Source organism: Actinocorallia herbida (assembly GCF_003751225.1).
In the GTDB taxonomy this organism is placed as follows: Bacteria; Actinomycetota; Actinomycetes; order Streptosporangiales; family Streptosporangiaceae; genus Actinocorallia; species Actinocorallia herbida.
Genome location: NZ_RJKE01000001.1, coordinates 8,732,355 through 8,751,831, shown reverse-complemented (window position 1 = coordinate 8,751,831; position 19,477 = coordinate 8,732,355). Strand labels below are relative to the sequence as shown.

The following is a 19,477-nucleotide window of genomic DNA, read 5'->3' as shown; positions in this document are numbered from 1 at the left end:
GAAACTGCGCGTCTCCAGGGGTACTCGTGGGAGGAGAGCCCCAATAGGTCGTTCGCCTGTGGCGTATCGGGAACACGGCACGCTCAGTCGGTAGTTGGATGAGGATGAACAGCCCCAGCACTGGGAAGGCCTTCACCTGAAGACCTCCTGCGGGGCGGTGTGAGGGAGCGACGAGATGTTCGAAAGGTTCACCGACCGTGCACGGCGGGTGGTCGTCCTGGCCCAAGAAGAGGCCAGGATGCTCAACCACAACTACATCGGCACCGAGCACATCCTCCTTGGCTTGATCCACGAGGGTGAAGGTGTCGCCGCCAAGGCCCTCGAAAGCCTGGGGATCAGTCTCGAAGCCGTGCGCCAGCAGGTCGAGGAGATCATCGGCCAGGGTCAGCAGGCGCCGTCGGGGCACATCCCCTTCACCCCGCGCGCCAAGAAGGTGTTGGAGCTGTCGCTGCGCGAGGCGCTGCAGCTCGGCCACAACTACATCGGCACCGAGCACATCCTGCTCGGCCTGATCCGCGAGGGCGAAGGCGTCGCGGCGCAGGTCCTGGTGAAGCTGGGCGCCGACCTCAACCGGGTCCGCCAGCAGGTCATCCAGTTGCTGCACGGCTACCAGGGGAAGGAGGCGACGGCGACCGGCACCGCTACGGAGTCCGCTCCCTCCACGTCCCTGGTGCTCGACCAGTTCGGCCGCAACCTGACCCAGGCCGCCCGTGAGGGCAAGCTCGACCCGGTCATCGGCCGGGACAAGGAGATCGAGCGGGTCATGCAGGTGCTGTCCCGCCGCACCAAGAACAACCCGGTGCTGATCGGTGAGCCCGGCGTCGGCAAGACCGCGGTCGTCGAGGGGCTCGCGCAGAAGATCGTCAAGGGCGAGGTCCCCGAGACGCTCAAGGACAAGCAGCTCTACACGCTCGACCTCGGCGCGCTGGTCGCCGGTTCGCGTTACCGCGGTGACTTCGAGGAGCGCCTGAAGAAGGTGCTCAAGGAGATCCGCACCCGCGGCGACATCATCCTGTTCATCGACGAGCTGCACACCCTGGTCGGGGCGGGCGCCGCCGAGGGCGCGATCGACGCCGCCAGCATCCTGAAGCCGATGCTGGCCCGCGGCGAGCTCCAGACCATCGGCGCCACGACGCTGGACGAGTACCGCAAGTACCTGGAGAAGGACGCCGCCCTGGAGCGGCGCTTCCAGCCCATCCAGGTCGCCGAGCCGTCCCTGTCGCACACCATCGAGATCCTCAAGGGCCTGCGGGACAGGTACGAGGCGCACCACCGCGTCTCGATCACCGACGGCGCCCTCGTGGCGGCCGCCCAGCTCGCCGACCGCTACATCTCCGACCGGTTCCTGCCGGACAAGGCGATCGACCTCATCGACGAGGCCGGGTCGCGGATGCGCATCCGCCGCATGACCGCGCCGCCGGACCTGCGCGAGTACGACGAGAAGATCGCCGACGTCCGTCGGGAGAAGGAGTCCGCGATCGACGCGCAGGACTTCGAGAAGGCCGCCGCCCTGCGCGACAAGGAGAAGCAGCTCCTGGCCGCCAAGGCGCAGCGGGAGAAGGAGTGGAAGGCCGGCGACATGGACGTCGTCGCCGAGGTCACCGAGGAGCTCATCGCCGAGGTCCTGGCGACCGCCACCGGCATCCCGGTCTTCAAGCTGACCGAGGAGGAGTCCGCGCGGCTCCTGCGCATGGAGGACGAGCTGCACCGGCGCGTCATCGGCCAGGAGGACGCCATAAGGGCTCTCTCCCAGTCGATCCGGCGTACCCGTGCGGGTCTGAAGGACCCCAAGCGTCCCGGTGGCTCGTTCATCTTCGCCGGCCCGTCCGGTGTCGGTAAGACCGAGCTGTCGAAGACCGTCGCGGAGTTCCTGTTCGGCGACGAAGAGGCGCTGATCTCGCTCGACATGTCCGAGTACATGGAGAAGCACACCGTCTCGCGGCTGTTCGGCTCCCCGCCCGGCTACGTCGGGTACGAGGAGGGCGGCCAGCTGACGGAGAAGGTGCGGCGCAAGCCGTTCTCGGTGGTCCTGTTCGACGAGATCGAGAAGGCCCACCCGGACATCTTCAACTCGCTGCTGCAGATCCTGGAGGACGGTCGCCTGACCGACGCCCAGGGCCGGGTCGTGGACTTCAAGAACACCGTCATCATCATGACGACCAACCTCGGCACCCGGGACATCTCCAAGGGCCTGTCCATCGGCTTCGGCCGCGCGGACGACGCCAAGGGCGACTACGAGCGGATGAAGGCGAAGGTCGGCGAGGAGCTCAAGCAGCACTTCCGGCCCGAGTTCCTCAACCGTGTCGACGACATCGTGGTCTTCCACCAGCTCACGCCGAAGGAGATCATCCAGATCGTCGACCTGATGGTCGCCCGCCTGGACGAGCGCATGCGCGACCGGGACATGGGCATCGAGCTCAAGCAGTCCGCCAAGGACCTGCTGGCCGAGCGGGGCTACGACCCCGTGCTGGGCGCCCGGCCGCTGCGCCGGACCATCCAGCGGGAGATCGAGGACACCCTGTCCGAGAAGATCCTCTACGGCGACCTCAAGGCCGGCCAGATCGTCGTGGTCGACACCGAGGGCACGGGCGAGAACGCCAAGTTCACGTTCAAGGGCATGCCGAAGCCGTCGTCCGTCCCGGACGTCGCGGCGATCGAGGAGGCCTCTCCGCTGAACCTCAACAAGGACTGAGACCCGTCCTGAGCCATGGGCCCGCCCCCTTCGGGGATGCGGGCCCTTCGGCTTGTCCGGGGCCGCTTGAGACGGAAAGACCCGCAACCCCTCAGGGCCGCGAGCCCTTCCAATGTTCCCGACAAGGGCCCGGTGTTCCAAACAAGGGCCCTAGGACACCGCCGGTTTCCAGGGAGCGCCGCCAGGCGCGGAGAACCACGTGATCGGGCTCCCTGGGGCCGTCCCGCAGGCCCCCGGGCCGGAGGGACGGCCCCAGGCTCGTAAGAGCCCGATCACAGCCCGCCCGCAGGCCCCCCGGTCCGGAGGGCGGGCCAGATGGTAAGCCCCAGGGCCGGAGGGTGGGCCGACCAGCACGCCCGGCTAACTCGGCAGGGCGTATCTGCCGTCGTCCAGGGGGTCGACGAGGCCGTCGGCGATGAGGCCGTCCAGGGCGCGTTCGCGTTGGACGGCGTCGGACCACACGACGTCGAGGGCGGGCTTCTCGACGGGGTGGGAGGCGTCTCGGAGGACGGCGAGGAGCCGGCCGCGGCACTGCCGGTCGGTGCCGGCGTAGGTCTGGCCGCGGCGGGGCGGGCCGTCCCACGCAGGTTTGCCCGCCTTGTACCAGGCGCACTGGGCGATCACCGGGCAGTCGGCGCAGCGCGGGGAGCGGGCGGTGCAGATCAGCGCGCCCAGCTCCATGACGGCCACGGCCCAGGTCGCGGCGGTCTCGGCCTCCTCGGGGAGGAGTGACTCGGCCAGGCGGAGTTCCGCCGTCGTCTGGGATTTCGGCGGGTGCTCCTGGCCGGACTTCAGCCGGGCGAGGACCCTGCGGACGTTGGTGTCGAGGACGGCGTGCCGCTGGCGGAACGCGAAGCTGGCGACGGACGCCGCGGTGTAGGCGCCGACGCCGGGGAGGGCGAGGAGTTCGGCGTGGTCGGTGGGCACCTTGCCACCGTGCCGCTCGGTGATCGCGACGGCGCAGGCGTGCAGCCGCAGGGCGCGGCGCGGGTAGCCGAGCCGCCCCCAGGCGCGGACCGCCTCGCCGGACGGTTCCGCGGCGAGGCTCGCGGCGGTCGGCCAGCGTGCCATCCAGACGGTCCAGACGGGCAGGACCCGGTTGACCGGCGTCTGCTGGAGCATCAGCTCGCTCACCAGGATCGACCAGGGGGAGGCGGAGGGCGCGCGCCACGGCAGCTCGCGGGCGTGGACGGCGTACCAGGCGAGTATGGATTCGGTCGGCATCGCCGCCCAGCTTAGGGGGTGCGCGTGTCGCACGGTCCGCCGGAAGATCCAAAAAGCATACTGTCGGCATGGATTCGGGCACGCCGGGTTATGAGGATGAGGGTTACGCCGAGGCGTACTGGCGGCGCAGGGCGCTCGCGCTCGGCGCGGTGCTGCTGGTCGTCGGAGGGGTGGCCTGGAGCTGTATGGGCGGGGCGGAGGAGCCCCCCGTCCACAAGGCCGCGGGCACCGGTTCGGCGAGTCCGTCGCCGAGCGGGGCCAAGCCGGGCCCGGTGGTGGCGGCGAGCGGGAGCCCGAGCGCGACCGACCCGCTCGTCCTGCCGACGATCACCTACACCGCGACGGTCACCGCCACCGTGGCGGCGCCGCGCAGGCCGGGGGACGTCTGCGCCAAGAACAGCGTGGTCGCCAACATCACGCCGACCAGGCCGCAGTTCCGGCCCGGTGAGCGGCCGTCGTTCCGGCTGACCGTGGTCAACACCGGCGAGCTGGACTGCACGTTCGACGTCGGGGCCGAGCGGTTCGTCACGCGGATCACGACGGGGCCGTACAAGATCTGGTCGTCGGCGCACTGCCCCGCCTGGGCCGGCTCGTCGATCCAGCTGCTGCGCCGGGGCATCCCGTACGCGACGACGTTCGAGTGGAACCGCAGGCGCAGCTCCAGCGGGTGCGCGGCGGGGCAGGACAAGGTGTCGCCCGGCGAGTACACCGTGCGGGCGACCACGCGCGGGGTGAAGACGCCCAAGCAGACGTTCACGCTGCTCGCGCCGTCCTGAGGGGCTTTCCGGGGGCGCCCTGGCGGCCCGGCGGAGTTGTCCACAGGGCCGCCGGAAAGTGTCGGTGGATCGGCTTAAGGTCTTGGCATGGCCAAGGCAGTGAAGACCGCGTACAGGTGCGGCGAGTGCGGGTGGCAGACCGCGAAGTGGGTCGGCCGGTGCGGTGAGTGCCAGGCGTGGGGCACCGTCGGCGAGGCGGGCGGGGCCGCCCCGCCGCGGGTGGTGTCGGCGGGGCCGGTCAGCGCGCCGGCCCGGCCGATCGGCGAGGTCGACGTGCGGAGCTCATCGTCCCGGCCGACGGGGATGGACGAGCTGGACCGGGTGCTGGGCGGCGGGCTGGTGCCGGGCGCGGTGGTGCTGATGGCGGGGGAGCCGGGCATCGGCAAGTCCACGCTGCTGCTGGAGGTCGCGGCGCTGTCTGCGGGTCAGGGGGCCGTGCTGTACGTGACGGGTGAGGAGTCGGCCGAGCAGGTGCGGCTGCGGGCCGATCGGGTGGGCGCGATCACCGAGCGGCTGTACCTCGCCGCCGAGACCGATCTCGGCGCGCTGCTGAGCCATGTGGAGTCGGTGCGGCCACGGCTGCTGATCGTGGACTCCATCCAGACGATCGGCTCGGCCGAGGCGGACGGGGCGCCGGGCGGGGTCACCCAGATCCGGGAGGTCACGGCGAACCTGATCCGGATCGCCAAGGAGCGCGCGATCACCACGGTGCTCGTCGGCCATGTCACCAAGGAGGGGGCGATCGCGGGGCCGCGGCTGCTGGAGCACCTGGTGGACGTCGTCCTGTACTTCGAGGGCGATCGGCACAGCAGGCTCCGGATGATCCGCGCCGTGAAGAACCGCTACGGCCCGACGGACGAACTCGGCTGCTTCGACCTGTCGGAGGTCGGCATCGTGGGCCTCGCCGACCCGAGCGGGCTGTTCCTCACCCGTCGCGAGGAACCGGTGCCGGGCACCTGCGTGACCGTCACGCTGGAGGGCAGGCGGCCCCTGGTGGCCGAGGTGCAGGCGCTGGTCGGGCAGAGCTTCCTGCCATCGCCGCGCAGGGCCACCTCGGGGCTGGACTCGACCCGGGTGGCGATGGTCCTCGCGGTGCTCCAGCAGCGGGCGCGGATGAAGATGCATGAGAAGGACATCTATGTCTCGACCGTGGGCGGGGTGCGGCTCACCGAGACCTCGGTGGACCTCGCGGTGGCGCTCGCCGTCGCCGGATCCAGCTCCGAGCAGCCGCTGTCGCCGACGCTGATCGCGGTCGGCGAGGTGGGCCTCGCCGGGGAGGTGCGCGCGGTGCCGGGGGCTCAGCGGCGGCTCAGCGAGGCCGCGCGGCTGGGCTTCCGCAGCGCGATCGTGCCACGGGGGGCGCTGGAGCTGGGCAAACGCGGTCCGCTGCGGGAGCTGGGGGCGGTCGAGTTCGAGGGCATGAAGGTGATCGAGGTCGACACCCTGGCCGAGGCCACCCGAGTGGCCTTCACCGCGCCTTGATCACGATGAGAATTCGATGCCCATCATTTCAGGAAGAAAGGGAACCATACCGGTGGCTACCACGTCCGATCGAACGGAGAAGGGGTTCTCGGTAAACTGTCTTCGCCCGAATCTCTTCCCAGGGGCGCAGAACGGTGGAGATCTTCCGGTCCGGCCGCGTCCCCTCTGACGACCGGCGACCTGCGGGGGTCCAGTGCCAGCAACAGAGAAGACCGTCGACGACCGACGCCGAACGACCCTTGGCGCGGTGGCTCCGGGGACACAGCTACGCGATGGGCTGGAGCGCATCTTGCGCGGCCACACCGGGGGCTTGATCGTGCTCGGCTACGACAAGCTGGTGCAGGAGCTGTGCACCGGCGGTTTCGAGCTGGACGTGGAGTTCTCCGCGACCCGGCTGCGTGAACTCGCCAAGATGGACGGCGCGATCGTGGTGGACTCCTCGTGCACCAGGATCGTCCGGGCCGCGGTGCACCTCGTGCCGGATCCGGGCATCCCGACCGAGGAGTCCGGCACCCGGCACCGCACCGCCGAGCGCGTCGCCAAGCAGACCGGCCACCCGGTCATCACGGTGAGCCAGTCGATGCGGATCATCGCGCTGTACCTCGATGGACGCTATGTCCTTGAGGACTCCGCGGCGATCCTGTCCAAGGCCAACCAGGCGCTCGCCACCCTTGAGCGGTACAAGCTGCGGCTCGACGAGGTCTCCGGCACCCTGTCGGCCCTGGAGATCGAGGATCTCGTCACGGTCCGGGACGTCACCGCGGTCGTGCAGCGGCTGGAGATGGTCCGCCGGATCGCCGATGAGATCGACGGCTATGTCGTCGAACTCGGCACCGACGGGCGGCTTCTGTCCCTCCAGCTCGACGAGCTCGTCTCCGGCGTCGAAGAGGAGCGCGAGCTCATCATCCGGGACTACCGGCCCAGCCAGCGGCCGGTCACCGAGGTGCTCGAGGCCCTCGACGCGCTCAGCGCCTCAGACCTCATCGACCTCGGCGACGTCGCCCGCACCATGGACTTCACCGGCTCCGACGCCCTCGACCTGCCCGTCAGCCCCAAGGGCTACCGCCTCCTGGCCAAGGTCCCCCGGCTCCCCAACACCGTCGTCGAACGCCTCGTCGAGCACTTCGGCGGCCTCCAGAAGCTCCTCGCCGCCACCACCGACGACCTCCAGGCCGTCGACGGTGTGGGCGAATCCCGCGCCCGCTCCGTCCGGGAGGGCCTCTCCCGCCTCGCCGAGTCCAGCATCCTCGAACGCTACGTGTAGCTCGGCGCTCCCCTTGCCCCGACCTGCGTTCGGGGCGGGAGCGCCGGCGGGCGTCCGCAGGGTCGGGAGGGTCCGTCGGCCTCGGCCGGGCCTCCGGGCCCCGAGGAGCCCAGGAGGGCGCCAGAAGCCGGGCGTCCCGAAACGGGGTCCCGAGAGGGGCTGCCGGGGTCCTGAGGAGGGCTCGGGGGCTGGATGCGGGTGAGAAGGCCCTGGAGGTCGCCGGAAACGGGTCCCGGGCGGGGCCCGGGGGCTCGGGGCTGGATGCGGGTGAGGAGGTTCTGGGGGTTGTCGGAAACGGGTCCGGGGGAGGGACCGGGGCTCGGGGCTAGATGCGGGTGAGGAGGTCCTGGAGGTTGTCGGAGAGGGGGGTGGGGCGTTCGAGCATGGCCATGTGACCGGCGGTGGGGATGACCTCGAGGCGGGCCTTGGGGCACTTGGTGGCGATGGTGAGGCTGTGCTCGACGGGGGTGAGGCGGTCGTTCTCGGCGGCGACGATCAGGGTCTCGATGTCGGCGAGGGGGGTGCAGGGGGAGATCTCGGAGGTGGTGAGCATGGAGTGGAGGAAGCCGGTGAGGGCGTCCAGGCGGGTGGCGGCCATCATCTCCTCCGCGAAGCGGACCGCCGTGGGGCTGGCGTCGGGGCCGAAGGCGAGGAGGTCCTCGACGATCAGGGAGGCGGTGCGGCCGCGCTTGCGCAGGCCCTCGAAGGGCAGGACGCGCGGGGTGGCGGCGCGCAGGCCGGCGGGCAGGACCCGGCGGCTGACCCGGGCGAGGACGGCGGGGAGGCCGAGGGTGACCTCGCCGAGGCCGCCGCTGGAGGTGCAGACCAGGGCCGCGCCCTTGATCCTGGAGCCGATCAGCTCGGGGTAGGCGTCGGCGAAGCGCATGATCGTCATGCCGCCCATCGAGTGCCCGACGAGGACGACCGGGGTGTGCTCGGGCACCGTCGCGTCGATCACCGCGCGCAGGTCGTGGCCGAGCTGGGGCAGCCCATAGGTGCCGTGCGCGGCCGATTCGGACCTGCCGTGGCCGCGCTGGTCCCAGACGACGACCCGGCCCGCGTCCTGGAGGGCCTCGCGCTGGAAGTGCCAGGAGTCCCCGGTGAGGGTCCACCCGTGGCAGAAGACGATCGCGACGTCGTCGCGGTCGGGGTTGTCGATCTCGGCGTGCAGGACCGTCCCGTCGTCGGCGGTGACCCGCACCGGGGCGCCGCGGCGGCCGCCGAGCGGCTCGCCGGCGTACGGGTCGGGGCGCAGGGCGAGACGGCGGGCGGCGTGCCGCTGGGCTGCGGCGCCCGCGACGCCGGCTCCGGCGGTGGCGGCGCCGAGGGCGGCGGCTGCCCACATCAAGGTGCGACGGCTCATGGATCGACCTCCTCTTCCCGCATTGTTATACATCTTGTCCAGCAATGGGAAGCGCTCAGTACCCCCGGTGCCAGACGTTGACCGCGTAGTCCACCTCGAGGCCGGGCGCCTCCTCCAGGAAACGCGCGGCGAGCTCCGCAGGGAACTCGATGCCCAAGACCGCCGCGAGATCGGCGCGCGAGCCGAACGACCAGCGGATGAGCACGGGCTCCCGGGTGAACCCCTGGCGCGCCCAGAACCGTTCGACGGCCTCGGGGTCGTAGGCCGGGAGCCACTGCCGGAACCAGCCGCCGAAGGTCGAGCGGGTGGCGTCGTTGTCGATCACCATGGCGGTGCCGCCGCGGCGCACGACCCGGTTCAGCTCGCGGAGGCCGGGTTCGCAGCCGGGCCCGAAGAAGTAGGCCCACCGAGCGTGCACGACGTCCACCGACGCGTCGGGCAGCGGGATCGCCTGGGCCGAGCCCTGCCGCACGGTCACGTTGCCGAGCCCCTCGACGCGCCGCCGCGCCCCGGAGACCAGGCCGGAATGCGGTTCGACACCGACGACCCGGCCCGCCCGTTCGGCGAAGAAGGGCAGGTGGAAGCCCGTTCCGCAGCCCAGGTCCAGGACCGTCGCCCCGTCCCAGGGGCGGATCCGCCACATCGCCTCGGCCAGCAGCCCGTCGGGGTCGACGGCCCGGTTCTCGATCTCGTAGATCTGCGGCGTGTTCCAGATGTTCGGGCTCGGGACGGCGCCCGCGGCGATCTCCATCACGCCACCGAGGGTAACCGCGGCGGCCGGGACCTTGTGCTTCGCGCCACCGCTGCGCACGTCCGCCCGAGAAAGCGCATAGGCTTTCACTGCTAGGAACGGCCAGGGAGGCGCAGCCTTGTCCCGTAACGACATAGCCAAGTTGATCAGGGTGCCGGACGCCCCGATCACTCTTTCGACGGCCTCGGTGTACCCGGAGAAGGTGCCGAGCGCGTTCGAGACGGCCTCCTGGCTGGGTTATGACGGCGTAGAGGTCATGGTGACCCTGGACGCGGCCTCACAGGACCTGAACGTGCTCCGGCGGCTGTCGGAGTACCACCAGATGCCGATCAAGTCGATCCACGCGCCCTGCCTGCTGTTCACCCAGATGGTGTGGGGCCGGGACCCCTGGGTGAAGCTGATGCGCTCGAAGGACATCGCCGAGCAGCTCGGGGCCGAGGTCGTCGTGGTGCATCCGCCGTTCCGCTGGCAGCGCGAGTACGCCCGGGAGTTCGAGGTGGGACTCGCCCGGATGCAGGACGAGACCGATGTGATCTTCGCGGTCGAGAACATGTTCCCCGCCAAGGCCCGCGGCACCGAGCTCGGCATGTACTCCCCGCACTGGGATCCGAGCGGCTACGACTACCCGTTCCTCACCCTGGACATGTCGCACACCGCGGTCTCGGGCAGCGATCCGATGGCGATGGCCGACAAGTTCGGCGAGCGGCTGCGTCATCTGCACCTCGCCGACGGCGTGGGCATCCCCAACAAGGACGAGCACCTGGTCCCGGGCCGGGGCACCCAGCCCTGCGGGGAGATGCTGGAGCGGCTCGCCCTCCAGGGCTTCCAGGGTCATGTGGTGCTGGAGGTCAACACCCGCAAGGTGACCTCTCGGTCGGAGCGGGTGGAGGACCTCGCCGAGGCCCTGGCGTTCGCGCGGCTGCATCTGGCGGCGAGCCGCACCTGGGAGGTCTCGGCCTCCGGGGAGATCTCCCGCCAGCCGGGCCGGTGACGACGGGATCCGCGGTGCGGGCCTCCTGATCTTGCGCCACGCCGCCCGGACGGACGCCGTGACCTCGGCTTAGGCTGGTCTGCGGGGAGTGCGTCATGGGGAGGGGGACCCGATGCTGCGCCGGACACTGCAGGCCGCCTCGCGACGGGGCGGGCTCCTGCGCAAGGCCGTCGAACGGATGCCGTCGGCGCGCGCCGCGGCGGGGCGGTACGTCGCGGGGGAGACGGTCGGGGAGGTGCTGCTCGCGACCCGGATCCTGCGGAGCGAGGGGCTGCTGGTGAGCATCGACCGGCTCGGCGCCGACGTCACCGACCGGGCCGAGGCCGAGGCGACGGTCCTGGCCTACGAGCGGCTGCTCGAGGAACTGCCCGAAGGCGCCGATGTGTCCTTGCGGCTGACGGCCCTGGGCGTCGGCTTCGACGAGGGGCTCGCCTACACGTGCGCGGAGCGGATCTGCGAGGCGGCGGCCGCGGCGGGCACGACGGTCACCGTCGACATGGAGGAGCACACCGGCGTCGAGGCGGTCCTGCGCGTCGTGGAGGGACTCCGGTTCGGCTACCCGCTGACGGGCGTCGCGATCCAGTCGGCGCTGCGCAGGTCGGAGGAGTACTGCGCGGAGTACTCCCACGCGGAATCGCGGGTCCGTCTCTGCAAGGGCTCTTTCCCCGCACCCGCCGACGTCGCCTTCGCCGACCGGGACGAGATCGACAAGTCGTTCGTCAGGTGCCTGCGCGTCCTGATGGCGGGGGAGGGCTACCCGATGGTCGCCACCCACGACCCGCGCCTGCTGGAGATCGTCGACGCCCTGCGCGTCATCCACGACAGGCCGTACGACTCCTTCGAGTACCAGATGTTCTACGGCGTCCGCCAGGACGAGCAGAAGCGCCTCACCGAGGAGGGCGCCCGGATGCGCGTCTACGTGCCTTACGGAAGCAACTGGTACCCCTACGTGATGCGCCGGATGGCCGAGCACCCCGCCGACCTGCGCCATCTGCTGCGCGGGGCGCCCTCCTGAACGGGAGGCACCCCCGGGTCGCACTAGGCTGGAGCGTCCGGCTTACTCCCCAGCGCATGACCAGGTCAGGTGTGTGATGATCGCGATACTCGGTACCGGCAAGATGGGCGAGGCCCTGCTCTCCGGACTGCTCCGGGCGGGGCGGGGCTCGGCGGAGGTGCTGGTGACGGCCCGGCGGCCCGAGCGCGCCAGGCTGCTGCACGAGCGGTACGGCGTCGTCGCGGTGGCGAACGCCGAGGCCGCGGCGAAGGCGTCGGTGCTGGTTCTGGCGGTCAAGCCGCAGGACATGGGCGCGCTGCTGGCGGAGGTCGGCGGGCACATCGCCTCCTCGACCCTCGTGGTCTCGATGGCCGCGGGCATCACCTCGGGCTTCATCGAGGAGCGGATCGGCTCCGACGCGCCGGTCGTGCGCGTCATGTCGAACACGCCGGTGCTGGTGGACGAGGCGATGAGCGTCATCTCGGCCGGGTCGCACGCGACCGAGGAGCACCTGCGCCTCGCCGAGGAGCTGCTGGAGCCCGTCGGCAAGGTCACCCGCATCCCCGAGTCGCTCCAGGACGCCGCGACGGCCCTGTCGGGCTCCGGGCCCGCCTACTTCTACTACCTGGTCGAGGCGATGGTCGACGCGGGCATCCTGCTGGGGATGCCGCGGGCGGCGGCGCTGGACATGGTGATCCAGTCGGCGGTCGGCGCGGCGGTCATGCTGCGCGACTCCGGCGAGCATCCGGTGCTGCTGCGCGAGGCCGTCACCTCGCCGGGCGGCACGACGATCGCGGCGATCCGCGAGCTGGAGCGGCACGGCGTGCGCGCGGCGGTCCTCGAGGCGATCGAGGCGGCCCGCAACCGGGGCCGTGAACTCGCCGGCGGCTGAGCCGTACCCGCCGATTTCGCGTAGGGGGACCCCTTTGTGGGGGACCCAACGGCCGTGCCGGGCCTGCGGCCCTAGCATGCGCTGGTGATGATGCGGCGTTTCATCCCCCCGGCGCTTGCTTTCACCTGCGTGCTCGTGTCCCTGAGCGGCTGCTCGGGCGACGGGGACGACGGTGCCCGGATCAGGCTCGGCACGGTCGAGCGCGGTGCGGTCGCCGAGACCGTCGAGGCGCCCGCGACCCTGACGGCGAAGGCGAACGCGACTCTTCGCAGTCCCGCGGAGGGGACCGTCGCGCGCTTGCGCGTCCGGGACGGCGACCGGGTCAAGGAAGGGCAGGTCCTCGCCCGGATCTCCTCGCCGACCGCCCGGGAGCAGCTCGACCAGGCCGAGGAGGCCGACCGGAAGGCCGCGGACGGGGTCGCGCCGCCGACCGGGCTCGCGATCGCCGACTTCAAGGACGAGATCGACGCGATCGCCGAGCGCGGGTTCAAGAAGGCAAGGCAGGCCGCGATGGCGATCGAGGACCCGAAGGAGCGCGCCAAGGCCCTCGCCGAGATCACCCAGGCCGAGGGCGACTACGCCTCCGCGGCGGGCGCCGCGGAGGCCGCGGTGGACCGGCTGAACGCGGGCATCGGCGGGGTGACGGCCGCGCTGTCGTCGATCGGCGCGGCGAGCCGGGTGCAGACCCAGGCCGCGGTGAAGGCGGCCCGCAGGACCGTGGACGGGCTCGTGCTGCGCGCGCCGTTCGCCGGGGTGGTGAGCCTCGGCGGCCCGTCCGGCGGCGGCAACGACGCGCTCTCCGGGTTGCTCCCCGCCGAGATCGCCGGGCTCACCGGGGACCTCGCGGTGCCGGGCGCGGCCACCGACGGCTCGGCCGTCGCGGTCGGCGCCCCCGTGACGTCCGGGGCCGCGGTGATCACCGTCACCGATGTGTCGGAGCTGCGCATCTCGGCCGACATCGACGAGTCCGACATCCTCAAGGTGGAGCGCGGGAGTACGGCGGCCGCCGACTTCGACGCCCTTCCCGAGGCCGTCTACGCCGCGAAGGTGTACAGCGTAGGCGTGACCCCGAAGGCGGGCTCCGGAGGCGGCGTCACCTACCAGGTGCAGTTGGACCTGGCCGAAGGGAGGCTCCCGGACGGGGCCGAGGCGCCCGAGCCGAAGCCGGGGATGAGCGCGGTCGTCCGCATCACCGTCCGGGAGGTGGCCGACGTCCTTGTCGTCCCCGTGGCCGCCGTCGTGAGCAGCGGCAGGGACAGCGTCGTCTGGGTGGACGACGGGGGGAAGGCCGTACGGCGGATCGTGACGCTCGGCGCGGAGGGCGACGGGACGGCCGAGGTCGTCTCCGGGCTCAAGGAGGGCGACCGGGTCGTCGTCTCAGGGGCCGACTCCGTTGAGGCGGGACAGGATCTGAAGTGAGCGAACCGCCCGCCTTGGAGGCCGTGGACGTCACCCGCACCTACGAGCTGGACGGCGTCAGCGTGCAGGCGCTCAAGGGGGTGAGCCTGCGGATCGACCAAGGCGAGTACGCGGCCATCCTCGGTCCCTCCGGATCGGGCAAATCCACCCTTATGCATTTGCTCGGCGCGCTGGACCGGCCCAGCTCCGGCACCCTGCGCGTCGCCGGGCGGGACGTGGCCGGGCTGAGCCCCGACGAGCTCGCCGAGCTGCGCAACGCGCACATCGGCTTCGTCTTCCAGTCGTTCCACCTGCTGGCCCGCACCAGCGCTCTCGACAACGTAGGACTGCCGCTCGCCTACCGCGGCGTGCCCAAGGCCGAGCGGCGGGAGCGGGCCGCCGCCGCGCTGGAGACGGTCGGGCTCGGCCACCGGCTCGGGCACCGGCCGAACCAGCTGTCCGGCGGCGAGCAGCAGCGGGTCGCGATCGCTCGGGCGCTCGTCGGCGGGCCGCGCCTCGTCCTCGCCGACGAGCCGACCGGCAACCTCGACACCCGCACCGGCCACGAGGTGATGGACCTGCTGGAGCGGCTGAACGCCGAGACCGGCGCGGCGGTCGTGCTGGTGACGCACGAGCCCGACGTCGCCGAACGCGCCCCGCGCCGGGTCCACGTGCGCGACGGGCTGATCGAGGCCGACGTGCGCGCGGGGGACGCGTGAGGACGCGCGAGCTGTTCGCGGTCGCCTTCGAGGCGCTGCGGGTCAACCGGATGCGCAGCCTGCTCACCATGCTCGGCGTCGTCATCGGGGTGTGGGCGGTGGTCGTGCTCGTCGCGATCGGCGGCGGCGCGCGCGACATGGTGGAGGGCGAGATCGAGGGGCTCGGTTCGAACATCATCTTCGTGGTGCCCGGCGAGTTCGGGCTCGGCTCGGCCCCGACCGTCAGCCGGATGACCGCCGACGACGTGGCGCTGCTGCGCGACGTGGCGGGTCAGGACGCCGTCACGGCCGCGCTGACGTCCGGGGAGAGCGTGCGCAACGGCCGCGCGGAGCTGTTCACCACGCTCACCGGCGCCGACGAGAACGGCCTGCGCGTCTTCGACCGGCCGCTGGACAAGGGCAGGTACCTGTCGGAGATCGACGTGGAGACGGCCCGGCGCGTCGCCGTCCTCGGCCCGGACGCCGCGGCCCGGCTGTTCGGCGACGTCGACCCGATCGGCAGGCAGGTGACGGTCTCGGGCGCGCGGTTCCGGGTCGTCGGGGTGTTCGCGCCGGTCGGCCAGACGTTCGGTCAGTCCCGTGACGCCGAGGTGCAGGTCCCCCTGACGACCGCGCACCGGCTCCTCGGCGTCACCCGGGTCGATCTGGTGGCCGTGCGCGCGCCCGACGCCGCGGCGGTGCCGGGGCTCCAGCCGCGGATCGTCGGCGCGCTGGAGGGCGCGCACCCGGGCGAGCGGTTCTCCGCGGTGACCCAGACGCAGCTGCTCGGCACGATCGGCACCGTCCTCGACGCGCTCACCGCGGTCCTCGCGGCGATCGCCGCGATCTCCCTGCTGGTCGGAGGGGTCGGCGTCTCCAACATCATGCTGGTGAGCGTGCGCGAGCGCACCCGCGAGATCGGCCTGCGCAAGGCGCTCGGCGCCCGCCAGCGCGACGTCCTGGGCCAGTTCCTCGTGGAGGCGGTGCTCCTCACCTCGGTCGGCGGCCTCACCGGCATCCTCCTGGGCGCCGGCACCGCCCTGGCCATCGCCGCCCTGTCCCCGGTCCCCGCCGCCATCGCCTGGTGGTCCCCGGCCCTCGCCTTCGGCGTCTCAGCCGGCGTAGGCGTCTTCTTCGGCGTCATGCCCGCCCGCCGCGCCGGCCGCCTGGACCCGGTGGTGGCCCTGCGCGCGGACTGACTTCGGACGGTCAGGCGACGATGGTGAGGTCGCCCTGGTCGGGGGCGGCGAGGGCGTCGGTGATGAAGGCGGCGGTTTCGCGCATCGCCTCGTCGGCGTCGGGGAGGAAGCGGTTGAGGAGCTGGAAGACGTGCATCTGGCCGGCCCAGATCTGGAGGTCGACGCGGCCGCCGGCGGCGGTGAGGAGGCGGGCGAGCTCTTCGGCCTCGGGGCGGAGGACCTCGGCGCCGCCGACCTGGATGAGAACGGGCGGGAGGGCGGCCCAGTCGGCGGTGAGCAGGTGCAGCCGGGGGTCGATCTCTCGTCCGGCGACGAGGCGGCCGACGCGGCGGGCCGCGAACGGGCTGATGAAGGCGTCCTTGACGTCCTTGTCGGCGGGCACGGACAGCTCGCACGAGAGGTCCACCCACGGCGAGTACAGGACGACGCCCGCGGGTTCGGCCAGCCCGGTCCGCGCGATCTCCCCGGCGAGGCTGGCGGCCAGGTGGCCGCCTGCGGAGTCGCCCATGATCACGACCCTGTCGTGGCCGCGCTCCAGCAGCCACCGGTAGGCGGCGAGCGCGTCGTCGAGGGCGGCGGGGAAGGGGTGCTCGGGGGCGAGCCGGTAGTTGGGGACGAGGACGGGCAGCCCCGTGTCGAGCGCGACCCGGGTGGTCAGGGGGCGGTGGGTCTGCGGGGAGCAGAGGATGTAGCCGCCGCCGTGCAGGTAGAGCACCGCGCCGGATTCGGGGGCGTCGGCGGAGTCGGGGATGATCCACTCGCCGCGCATGACGTGCCCGGTCCGCAGGTGCGGGTCGCGCACCCGTTCGACCCGGACGCGCCGGTCGGTCGGCATGAGGCCCGCGGCCCGGTCCAGGGCGCGGCGGGCGACCCGGATCGGCAGGGGGCGGCTGGGGGCGTGGTGGATCAGCGGGCGCATGGTGAGGCGCAGGGCGCCGCCGAGCACACGGCTCTGAACGCTCGGGCGCCACTCCCACTGCGGGTCGCGGGAGAGCGGCGCAGGCACCGATGAGACGAGGTCCTCGGCCATGTGCACCCCAGGTGTTTCCGCTTTGTTAAAGGTTACCCATTCTGACAACAGAGTTACCCTACGAAAAGCGTCAAATTGGTACGCTCCAGGTAACTCTCCGTATAGCGCGCTACGGTGGGACCGTCGGTGCGGTTCACGATGCGGCGGAGTGATCAGATGAGCGGCGATCTGCGGGTCTACTGGGATGAGAAGCTGTTGTCCTACGACTTCGGCCCCACCCACCCGCTCAATCCGGTCCGGGTGGACCTGACGATGCGCCTCGCCCGCGCCCTCGGGGTCCTCGACCACACCGAGGTCGCCGGGTTCACCTCGGCCGGTGACGGTCTCATCTCGCTGGTCCATGATCGCGGCTACATGGAGGCGGTCAAGACCGCGGGACACGCGCTCAAGCCGGACTTCCGCTACGGGCTCGGCACCGCCGACAATCCGATCTTCGAGGGCATGCACGAGGCGTCCGCGCTCGTCGTCGGGGCCTCGGTGGCCGCCGCGCGCGCGGTGTGGGACGGGGAGGTCCCGCACGCGGCGAACATCGCGGGCGGCCTCCACCACGCGATGCCGGACGCCGCGGCGGGCTTCTGCGTCTACAACGACCCGGCCGTGGCGATCGCCTGGCTGCTGGAGCACGGCGCCCACCGGGTCGCCTACGTCGACGTCGACGTGCACCACGGCGACGGCGTCCAGAAGGCCTTCTACGACGATCCCCGCGTCCTCACCATCAGCCTGCACGAGTCGCCCAGGACGCTGTTCCCCGGCACGGGGTTCCCGCACGAGACCGGCGCGGAGGGCACCGCGGTGAACGTCGCGCTGCCGCCGGGCACGGGAGACCGCGCCTGGATGCGCGCGTTCCAGGGCGTCGTGCCCCAGCTCCTCGAGGCGTTCCGGCCCCAGGTCCTGGTGACCCAGCAGGGCTGCGACACCCATGTGCAGGACCCGCTCGCCCATCTGTCCCTGAGCATCGACGGGCAGCGCGCCATCTACGCGGAGCTGCACCGGCTCGCCCACGAGACGGCGGGCGGCCGGTGGGTGCTCACCGGGGGCGGTGGCTACGAGCTCGTCAGGGTGGTGCCGCGGGCGTGGACGCACCTGCTGGCCGAAGCTTCCGGGCGGCCTCTCGCGCCGCAGACCGCCTGTCCCGAGGACTGGCGGGCCTATGCGCTGGAGCGCACCGGGGAGATCGCCCCCAAGGCGATGACCGATGGATTCCAGGTGGAGGTGCAGACGTGGGGCGAGGGCTTCGACCCGGCCAATCCGATCGACCAGGCGATTCTGGCGACGCGCAAGGCGGTCTTCCCGGAGCACGGACTGCTCCCGGTGTGACCGGCCCCGGTGCGCCGTCGAGGGACGAACTGCGCGCGCATCTCCTGCGCCACTACATCGCCGGGGACGTCGCGACGCCCCGGCAGAACAACCTCCGCCACTTCAGGAAGATGGCCGAGGGCGACCCGTACTACCAGTTCGGCCTCGACCTCGGCCCCTGGACGTACGAGGAGACCGTCGCCATGATGGCCGGCCTCGCCGGGACGAGCCCCGACCTCTCCCACTGGTACGGCGACGACACCATCGACGTTGAGCGCACCCTCGACGCCCTTGACGCGATGGGCGACCGGATCGGTGAGGCGGCCCGTGCGGGGTCCACCGTCCTGCTGGCCACCGGCCACCCCGGCGCGCTCCTCGACGTCCTGTACGTCCCGCTCGCCGACGCGTTGCGCGCCGCGGGCTGCACCGTCCCGACGCCCGCCGAAGGGTGGTCCTACCTCTCCGACGAGGGAAGATACGGCCCGGAAATCCGGACGATCCAGTACAACAAGGGCGTCGCCGCGCTGGAGGGCGATGACGAGTTGCGGCACACGCACCACTCGGCTCCCATGGAGGCGATGTTGGCAAACCTCGCAGACGAATCCCGGTATTGGCCGGATCTGGTCATCGCCGACCACGGGTGGGCGGGCGCGGCGGGAGAGGCGGGCGTTTCGACCGTCGGATTCGCCGACTGCAATGATCCCGCCCTGTTCGCGGGGCATGTCCTGGGGAAAATAGAGGTCTGTGTGCCGCTCGACGACTTCGTGCTCCCCCGGCACTACACCCCCCTGACGCGCTACCTGATGGCCCGCGCGGACCTGTCGGCCTGAAGAACCCCTTGCGACTTGCGGTACGCGATTTACGCTGGATGAAGAACACGTGCGGTGATCGAAGTCACCCGAAGGGCAGGTGCGCGGCACGTGTGTGAGAGGGCGACCCATGGGCGCAGGCGAACGACCCCTCAGTGAGGTGAGGTTCCTGACCGTCGCCGAGGTGGCGTCGGTGATGCGGGTGTCCAAGATGACCGTCTATCGGCTCGTGCACTCGGGCGAACTACCGGCCATCCGGGTCGGGCGCTCGTTCCGGGTCCCCGAGCAGGCCGTCCACGACTACCTGCGAGAGGCCTACATCGAGGCCGGGTAGTCCGGGCAGACCCGGGTTACGGGGACGGGGACACCACCGACACCGGCGGCCGAAAGGCCGCCGGTACTACTCAAAGGACGACCACCGGTAGTGTTAGGCGCCGGACCGCTGTCTAGCGGCCCGTCCTGCACACCCCGCAACGGCCATCCGGACGATGGCCGGGGATCGTCTGAGTGAGGTTTCGTGGGTTCTGTTATCAAGAAGCGCCGTAAGCGGATGGCGAAGAAGAAGCACCGCAAGCTGCTGAAGAAGACCCGCGTGCAGCGCCGCAACAAGAAGTAAGT

At 71.5% G+C, this 19,477-nt stretch carries 18 protein-coding genes; 14 read left to right on the top strand and 4 right to left on the bottom strand.

Going from position 1 to position 19,477, the window contains the following annotated elements:
- Positions 1-175: 175 nt before the first annotated feature.
- A complete protein-coding gene (locus tag EDD29_RS39740; protein WP_123669320.1) occupies positions 176-2,692 on the top strand; it encodes an ATP-dependent Clp protease ATP-binding subunit in 2,517 nt (838 codons plus the stop codon).
- A 360-nt stretch (positions 2,693-3,052) separates the two neighbouring features.
- Here EDD29_RS39740 and EDD29_RS39735 read toward each other — a convergent pair whose 3' ends face one another.
- Entirely contained in the window at positions 3,053-3,916 is an 864-nt protein-coding gene (locus EDD29_RS39735; RefSeq protein WP_123669319.1) for an HhH-GPD family protein, read from the bottom strand.
- 68 nt (positions 3,917-3,984) lie between these two features.
- Between EDD29_RS39735 and EDD29_RS39730 the strand changes: the two genes are divergently transcribed.
- From EDD29_RS39730 to disA, 3 genes are all read left to right on the top strand, one after another.
- Positions 3,985-4,692, top strand: a complete 708-nt coding sequence (locus tag EDD29_RS39730; RefSeq protein WP_123669318.1) for a hypothetical protein — start codon at positions 3,985-3,987, stop codon at positions 4,690-4,692.
- Positions 4,693-4,779: 87 nt separating this feature from the next.
- Positions 4,780-6,174, top strand: coding sequence for a DNA repair protein RadA (gene radA / locus EDD29_RS39725; RefSeq protein ID WP_123669317.1), 1,395 nt, complete (start codon positions 4,780-4,782; stop codon positions 6,172-6,174).
- A 193-nt stretch (positions 6,175-6,367) separates the two neighbouring features.
- Positions 6,368-7,438 carry a DNA integrity scanning diadenylate cyclase DisA gene (disA, locus tag EDD29_RS39720; RefSeq protein WP_123669316.1) on the top strand — a complete coding sequence of 357 codons (1,071 nt, stop codon included), beginning with the start codon at positions 6,368-6,370 and terminating at the stop codon, positions 7,436-7,438.
- Positions 7,439-7,763: 325 nt separating this feature from the next.
- Here disA and EDD29_RS39715 read toward each other — a convergent pair whose 3' ends face one another.
- Both EDD29_RS39715 and EDD29_RS39710 read right to left on the bottom strand, forming a co-directional pair.
- On the bottom strand, positions 7,764-8,801 hold the full coding sequence (locus tag EDD29_RS39715) for an alpha/beta fold hydrolase (protein ID WP_246053242.1): 1,038 nt from the start codon (positions 8,799-8,801) through the stop codon (positions 7,764-7,766).
- 55 nt (positions 8,802-8,856) lie between these two features.
- Positions 8,857-9,552 (bottom strand): class I SAM-dependent methyltransferase, encoded by a 696-nt coding sequence (locus tag EDD29_RS39710; RefSeq protein ID WP_170201872.1) that lies wholly within the window; start codon positions 9,550-9,552, stop codon positions 8,857-8,859.
- 118 nt (positions 9,553-9,670) lie between these two features.
- On the opposite strand from EDD29_RS39710, the gene EDD29_RS39705 reads away from it, so the two are divergent.
- From EDD29_RS39705 to EDD29_RS39670, 6 genes are all read left to right on the top strand, one after another.
- A complete protein-coding gene (locus EDD29_RS39705; protein ID WP_246053241.1) occupies positions 9,671-10,543 on the top strand; it encodes a sugar phosphate isomerase/epimerase family protein in 873 nt (290 codons plus the stop codon).
- Positions 10,544-10,655: 112 nt separating this feature from the next.
- Complete coding sequence (locus EDD29_RS39700) at positions 10,656-11,558, top strand: proline dehydrogenase family protein (RefSeq protein ID WP_123669314.1); 903 nt, start codon at positions 10,656-10,658, stop codon at positions 11,556-11,558.
- Between the two features lie 76 nt (positions 11,559-11,634).
- Entirely contained in the window at positions 11,635-12,429 is a 795-nt protein-coding gene (proC, locus tag EDD29_RS39695; RefSeq protein WP_123669313.1) for a pyrroline-5-carboxylate reductase, read from the top strand.
- A gap of 87 nt (positions 12,430-12,516) precedes the next feature.
- Positions 12,517-13,848, top strand: a complete 1,332-nt coding sequence (locus tag EDD29_RS46010; RefSeq protein WP_246053639.1) for an efflux RND transporter periplasmic adaptor subunit — start codon at positions 12,517-12,519, stop codon at positions 13,846-13,848.
- Entirely contained in the window at positions 13,845-14,546 is a 702-nt protein-coding gene (locus tag EDD29_RS39675) for an ABC transporter ATP-binding protein (RefSeq protein ID WP_123669312.1), read from the top strand. The genes EDD29_RS46010 and EDD29_RS39675 overlap by 4 nt, the downstream gene beginning before the upstream one ends.
- Entirely contained in the window at positions 14,543-15,724 is a 1,182-nt protein-coding gene (locus EDD29_RS39670) for an ABC transporter permease (RefSeq protein ID WP_123669311.1), read from the top strand. Before EDD29_RS39675 ends, EDD29_RS39670 begins: the two co-directional genes overlap by 4 nt.
- 10 nt (positions 15,725-15,734) lie before the next feature.
- Here EDD29_RS39670 and EDD29_RS39665 read toward each other — a convergent pair whose 3' ends face one another.
- Complete coding sequence (locus tag EDD29_RS39665; RefSeq protein ID WP_123669310.1) at positions 15,735-16,754, bottom strand: alpha/beta hydrolase; 1,020 nt, start codon at positions 16,752-16,754, stop codon at positions 15,735-15,737.
- 156 nt (positions 16,755-16,910) lie between these two features.
- On the opposite strand from EDD29_RS39665, the gene EDD29_RS39660 reads away from it, so the two are divergent.
- From EDD29_RS39660 to EDD29_RS39645, 4 genes are all read left to right on the top strand, one after another.
- Positions 16,911-18,071, top strand: coding sequence for an acetoin utilization protein AcuC (locus EDD29_RS39660; RefSeq protein WP_123669309.1), 1,161 nt, complete (start codon positions 16,911-16,913; stop codon positions 18,069-18,071).
- The gene (locus EDD29_RS39655) at positions 18,068-18,880 is read left to right on the top strand and encodes a phosphatase (RefSeq protein ID WP_123669308.1); all 813 of its coding nucleotides are present in this window, start codon (positions 18,068-18,070) and stop codon (positions 18,878-18,880) included. Before EDD29_RS39660 ends, EDD29_RS39655 begins: the two co-directional genes overlap by 4 nt.
- A gap of 109 nt (positions 18,881-18,989) precedes the next feature.
- Positions 18,990-19,193, top strand: a complete 204-nt coding sequence (locus tag EDD29_RS39650; RefSeq protein WP_123669307.1) for a helix-turn-helix domain-containing protein — start codon at positions 18,990-18,992, stop codon at positions 19,191-19,193.
- 183 nt (positions 19,194-19,376) lie between these two features.
- Positions 19,377-19,475, top strand: coding sequence for a 30S ribosomal protein bS22 (locus EDD29_RS39645; RefSeq protein ID WP_012854759.1), 99 nt, complete (start codon positions 19,377-19,379; stop codon positions 19,473-19,475).
- Positions 19,476-19,477: the final 2 nt, after the last annotated feature.

Excerpts from the sequence above, each read along its gene's own strand:
- EDD29_RS39660 (WP_123669309.1), top strand. The coding sequence starts at position 16,911 with ATGAGCGGCGATCTGCGGGTCTACTGGGATGAGAAGCTGTTGTCCTAC.
- EDD29_RS39715 (WP_246053242.1), bottom strand. The coding sequence starts at position 8,801 with ATGAGCCGTCGCACCTTGATGTGGGCAGCCGCCGCCCTCGGCGCCGCC.
- EDD29_RS39700 (WP_123669314.1), top strand. The coding sequence starts at position 10,656 with ATGCTGCGCCGGACACTGCAGGCCGCCTCGCGACGGGGCGGGCTCCTG.
- EDD29_RS39650 (WP_123669307.1), top strand. The coding sequence starts at position 18,990 with ATGGGCGCAGGCGAACGACCCCTCAGTGAGGTGAGGTTCCTGACCGTC.
- radA (WP_123669317.1), top strand. The coding sequence starts at position 4,780 with ATGGCCAAGGCAGTGAAGACCGCGTACAGGTGCGGCGAGTGCGGGTGG.
- EDD29_RS39735 (WP_123669319.1), bottom strand. The coding sequence starts at position 3,916 with ATGCCGACCGAATCCATACTCGCCTGGTACGCCGTCCACGCCCGCGAG.
- EDD29_RS39710 (WP_170201872.1), bottom strand. The coding sequence starts at position 9,552 with ATGGAGATCGCCGCGGGCGCCGTCCCGAGCCCGAACATCTGGAACACG.
- EDD29_RS46010 (WP_246053639.1), top strand. The coding sequence starts at position 12,517 with ATGATGCGGCGTTTCATCCCCCCGGCGCTTGCTTTCACCTGCGTGCTC.
- EDD29_RS39665 (WP_123669310.1), bottom strand. The coding sequence starts at position 16,754 with ATGGCCGAGGACCTCGTCTCATCGGTGCCTGCGCCGCTCTCCCGCGAC.
- EDD29_RS39740 (WP_123669320.1), top strand. The coding sequence starts at position 176 with ATGTTCGAAAGGTTCACCGACCGTGCACGGCGGGTGGTCGTCCTGGCC.
- EDD29_RS39730 (WP_123669318.1), top strand. The coding sequence starts at position 3,985 with ATGGATTCGGGCACGCCGGGTTATGAGGATGAGGGTTACGCCGAGGCG.
- proC (WP_123669313.1), top strand. The coding sequence starts at position 11,635 with ATGATCGCGATACTCGGTACCGGCAAGATGGGCGAGGCCCTGCTCTCC.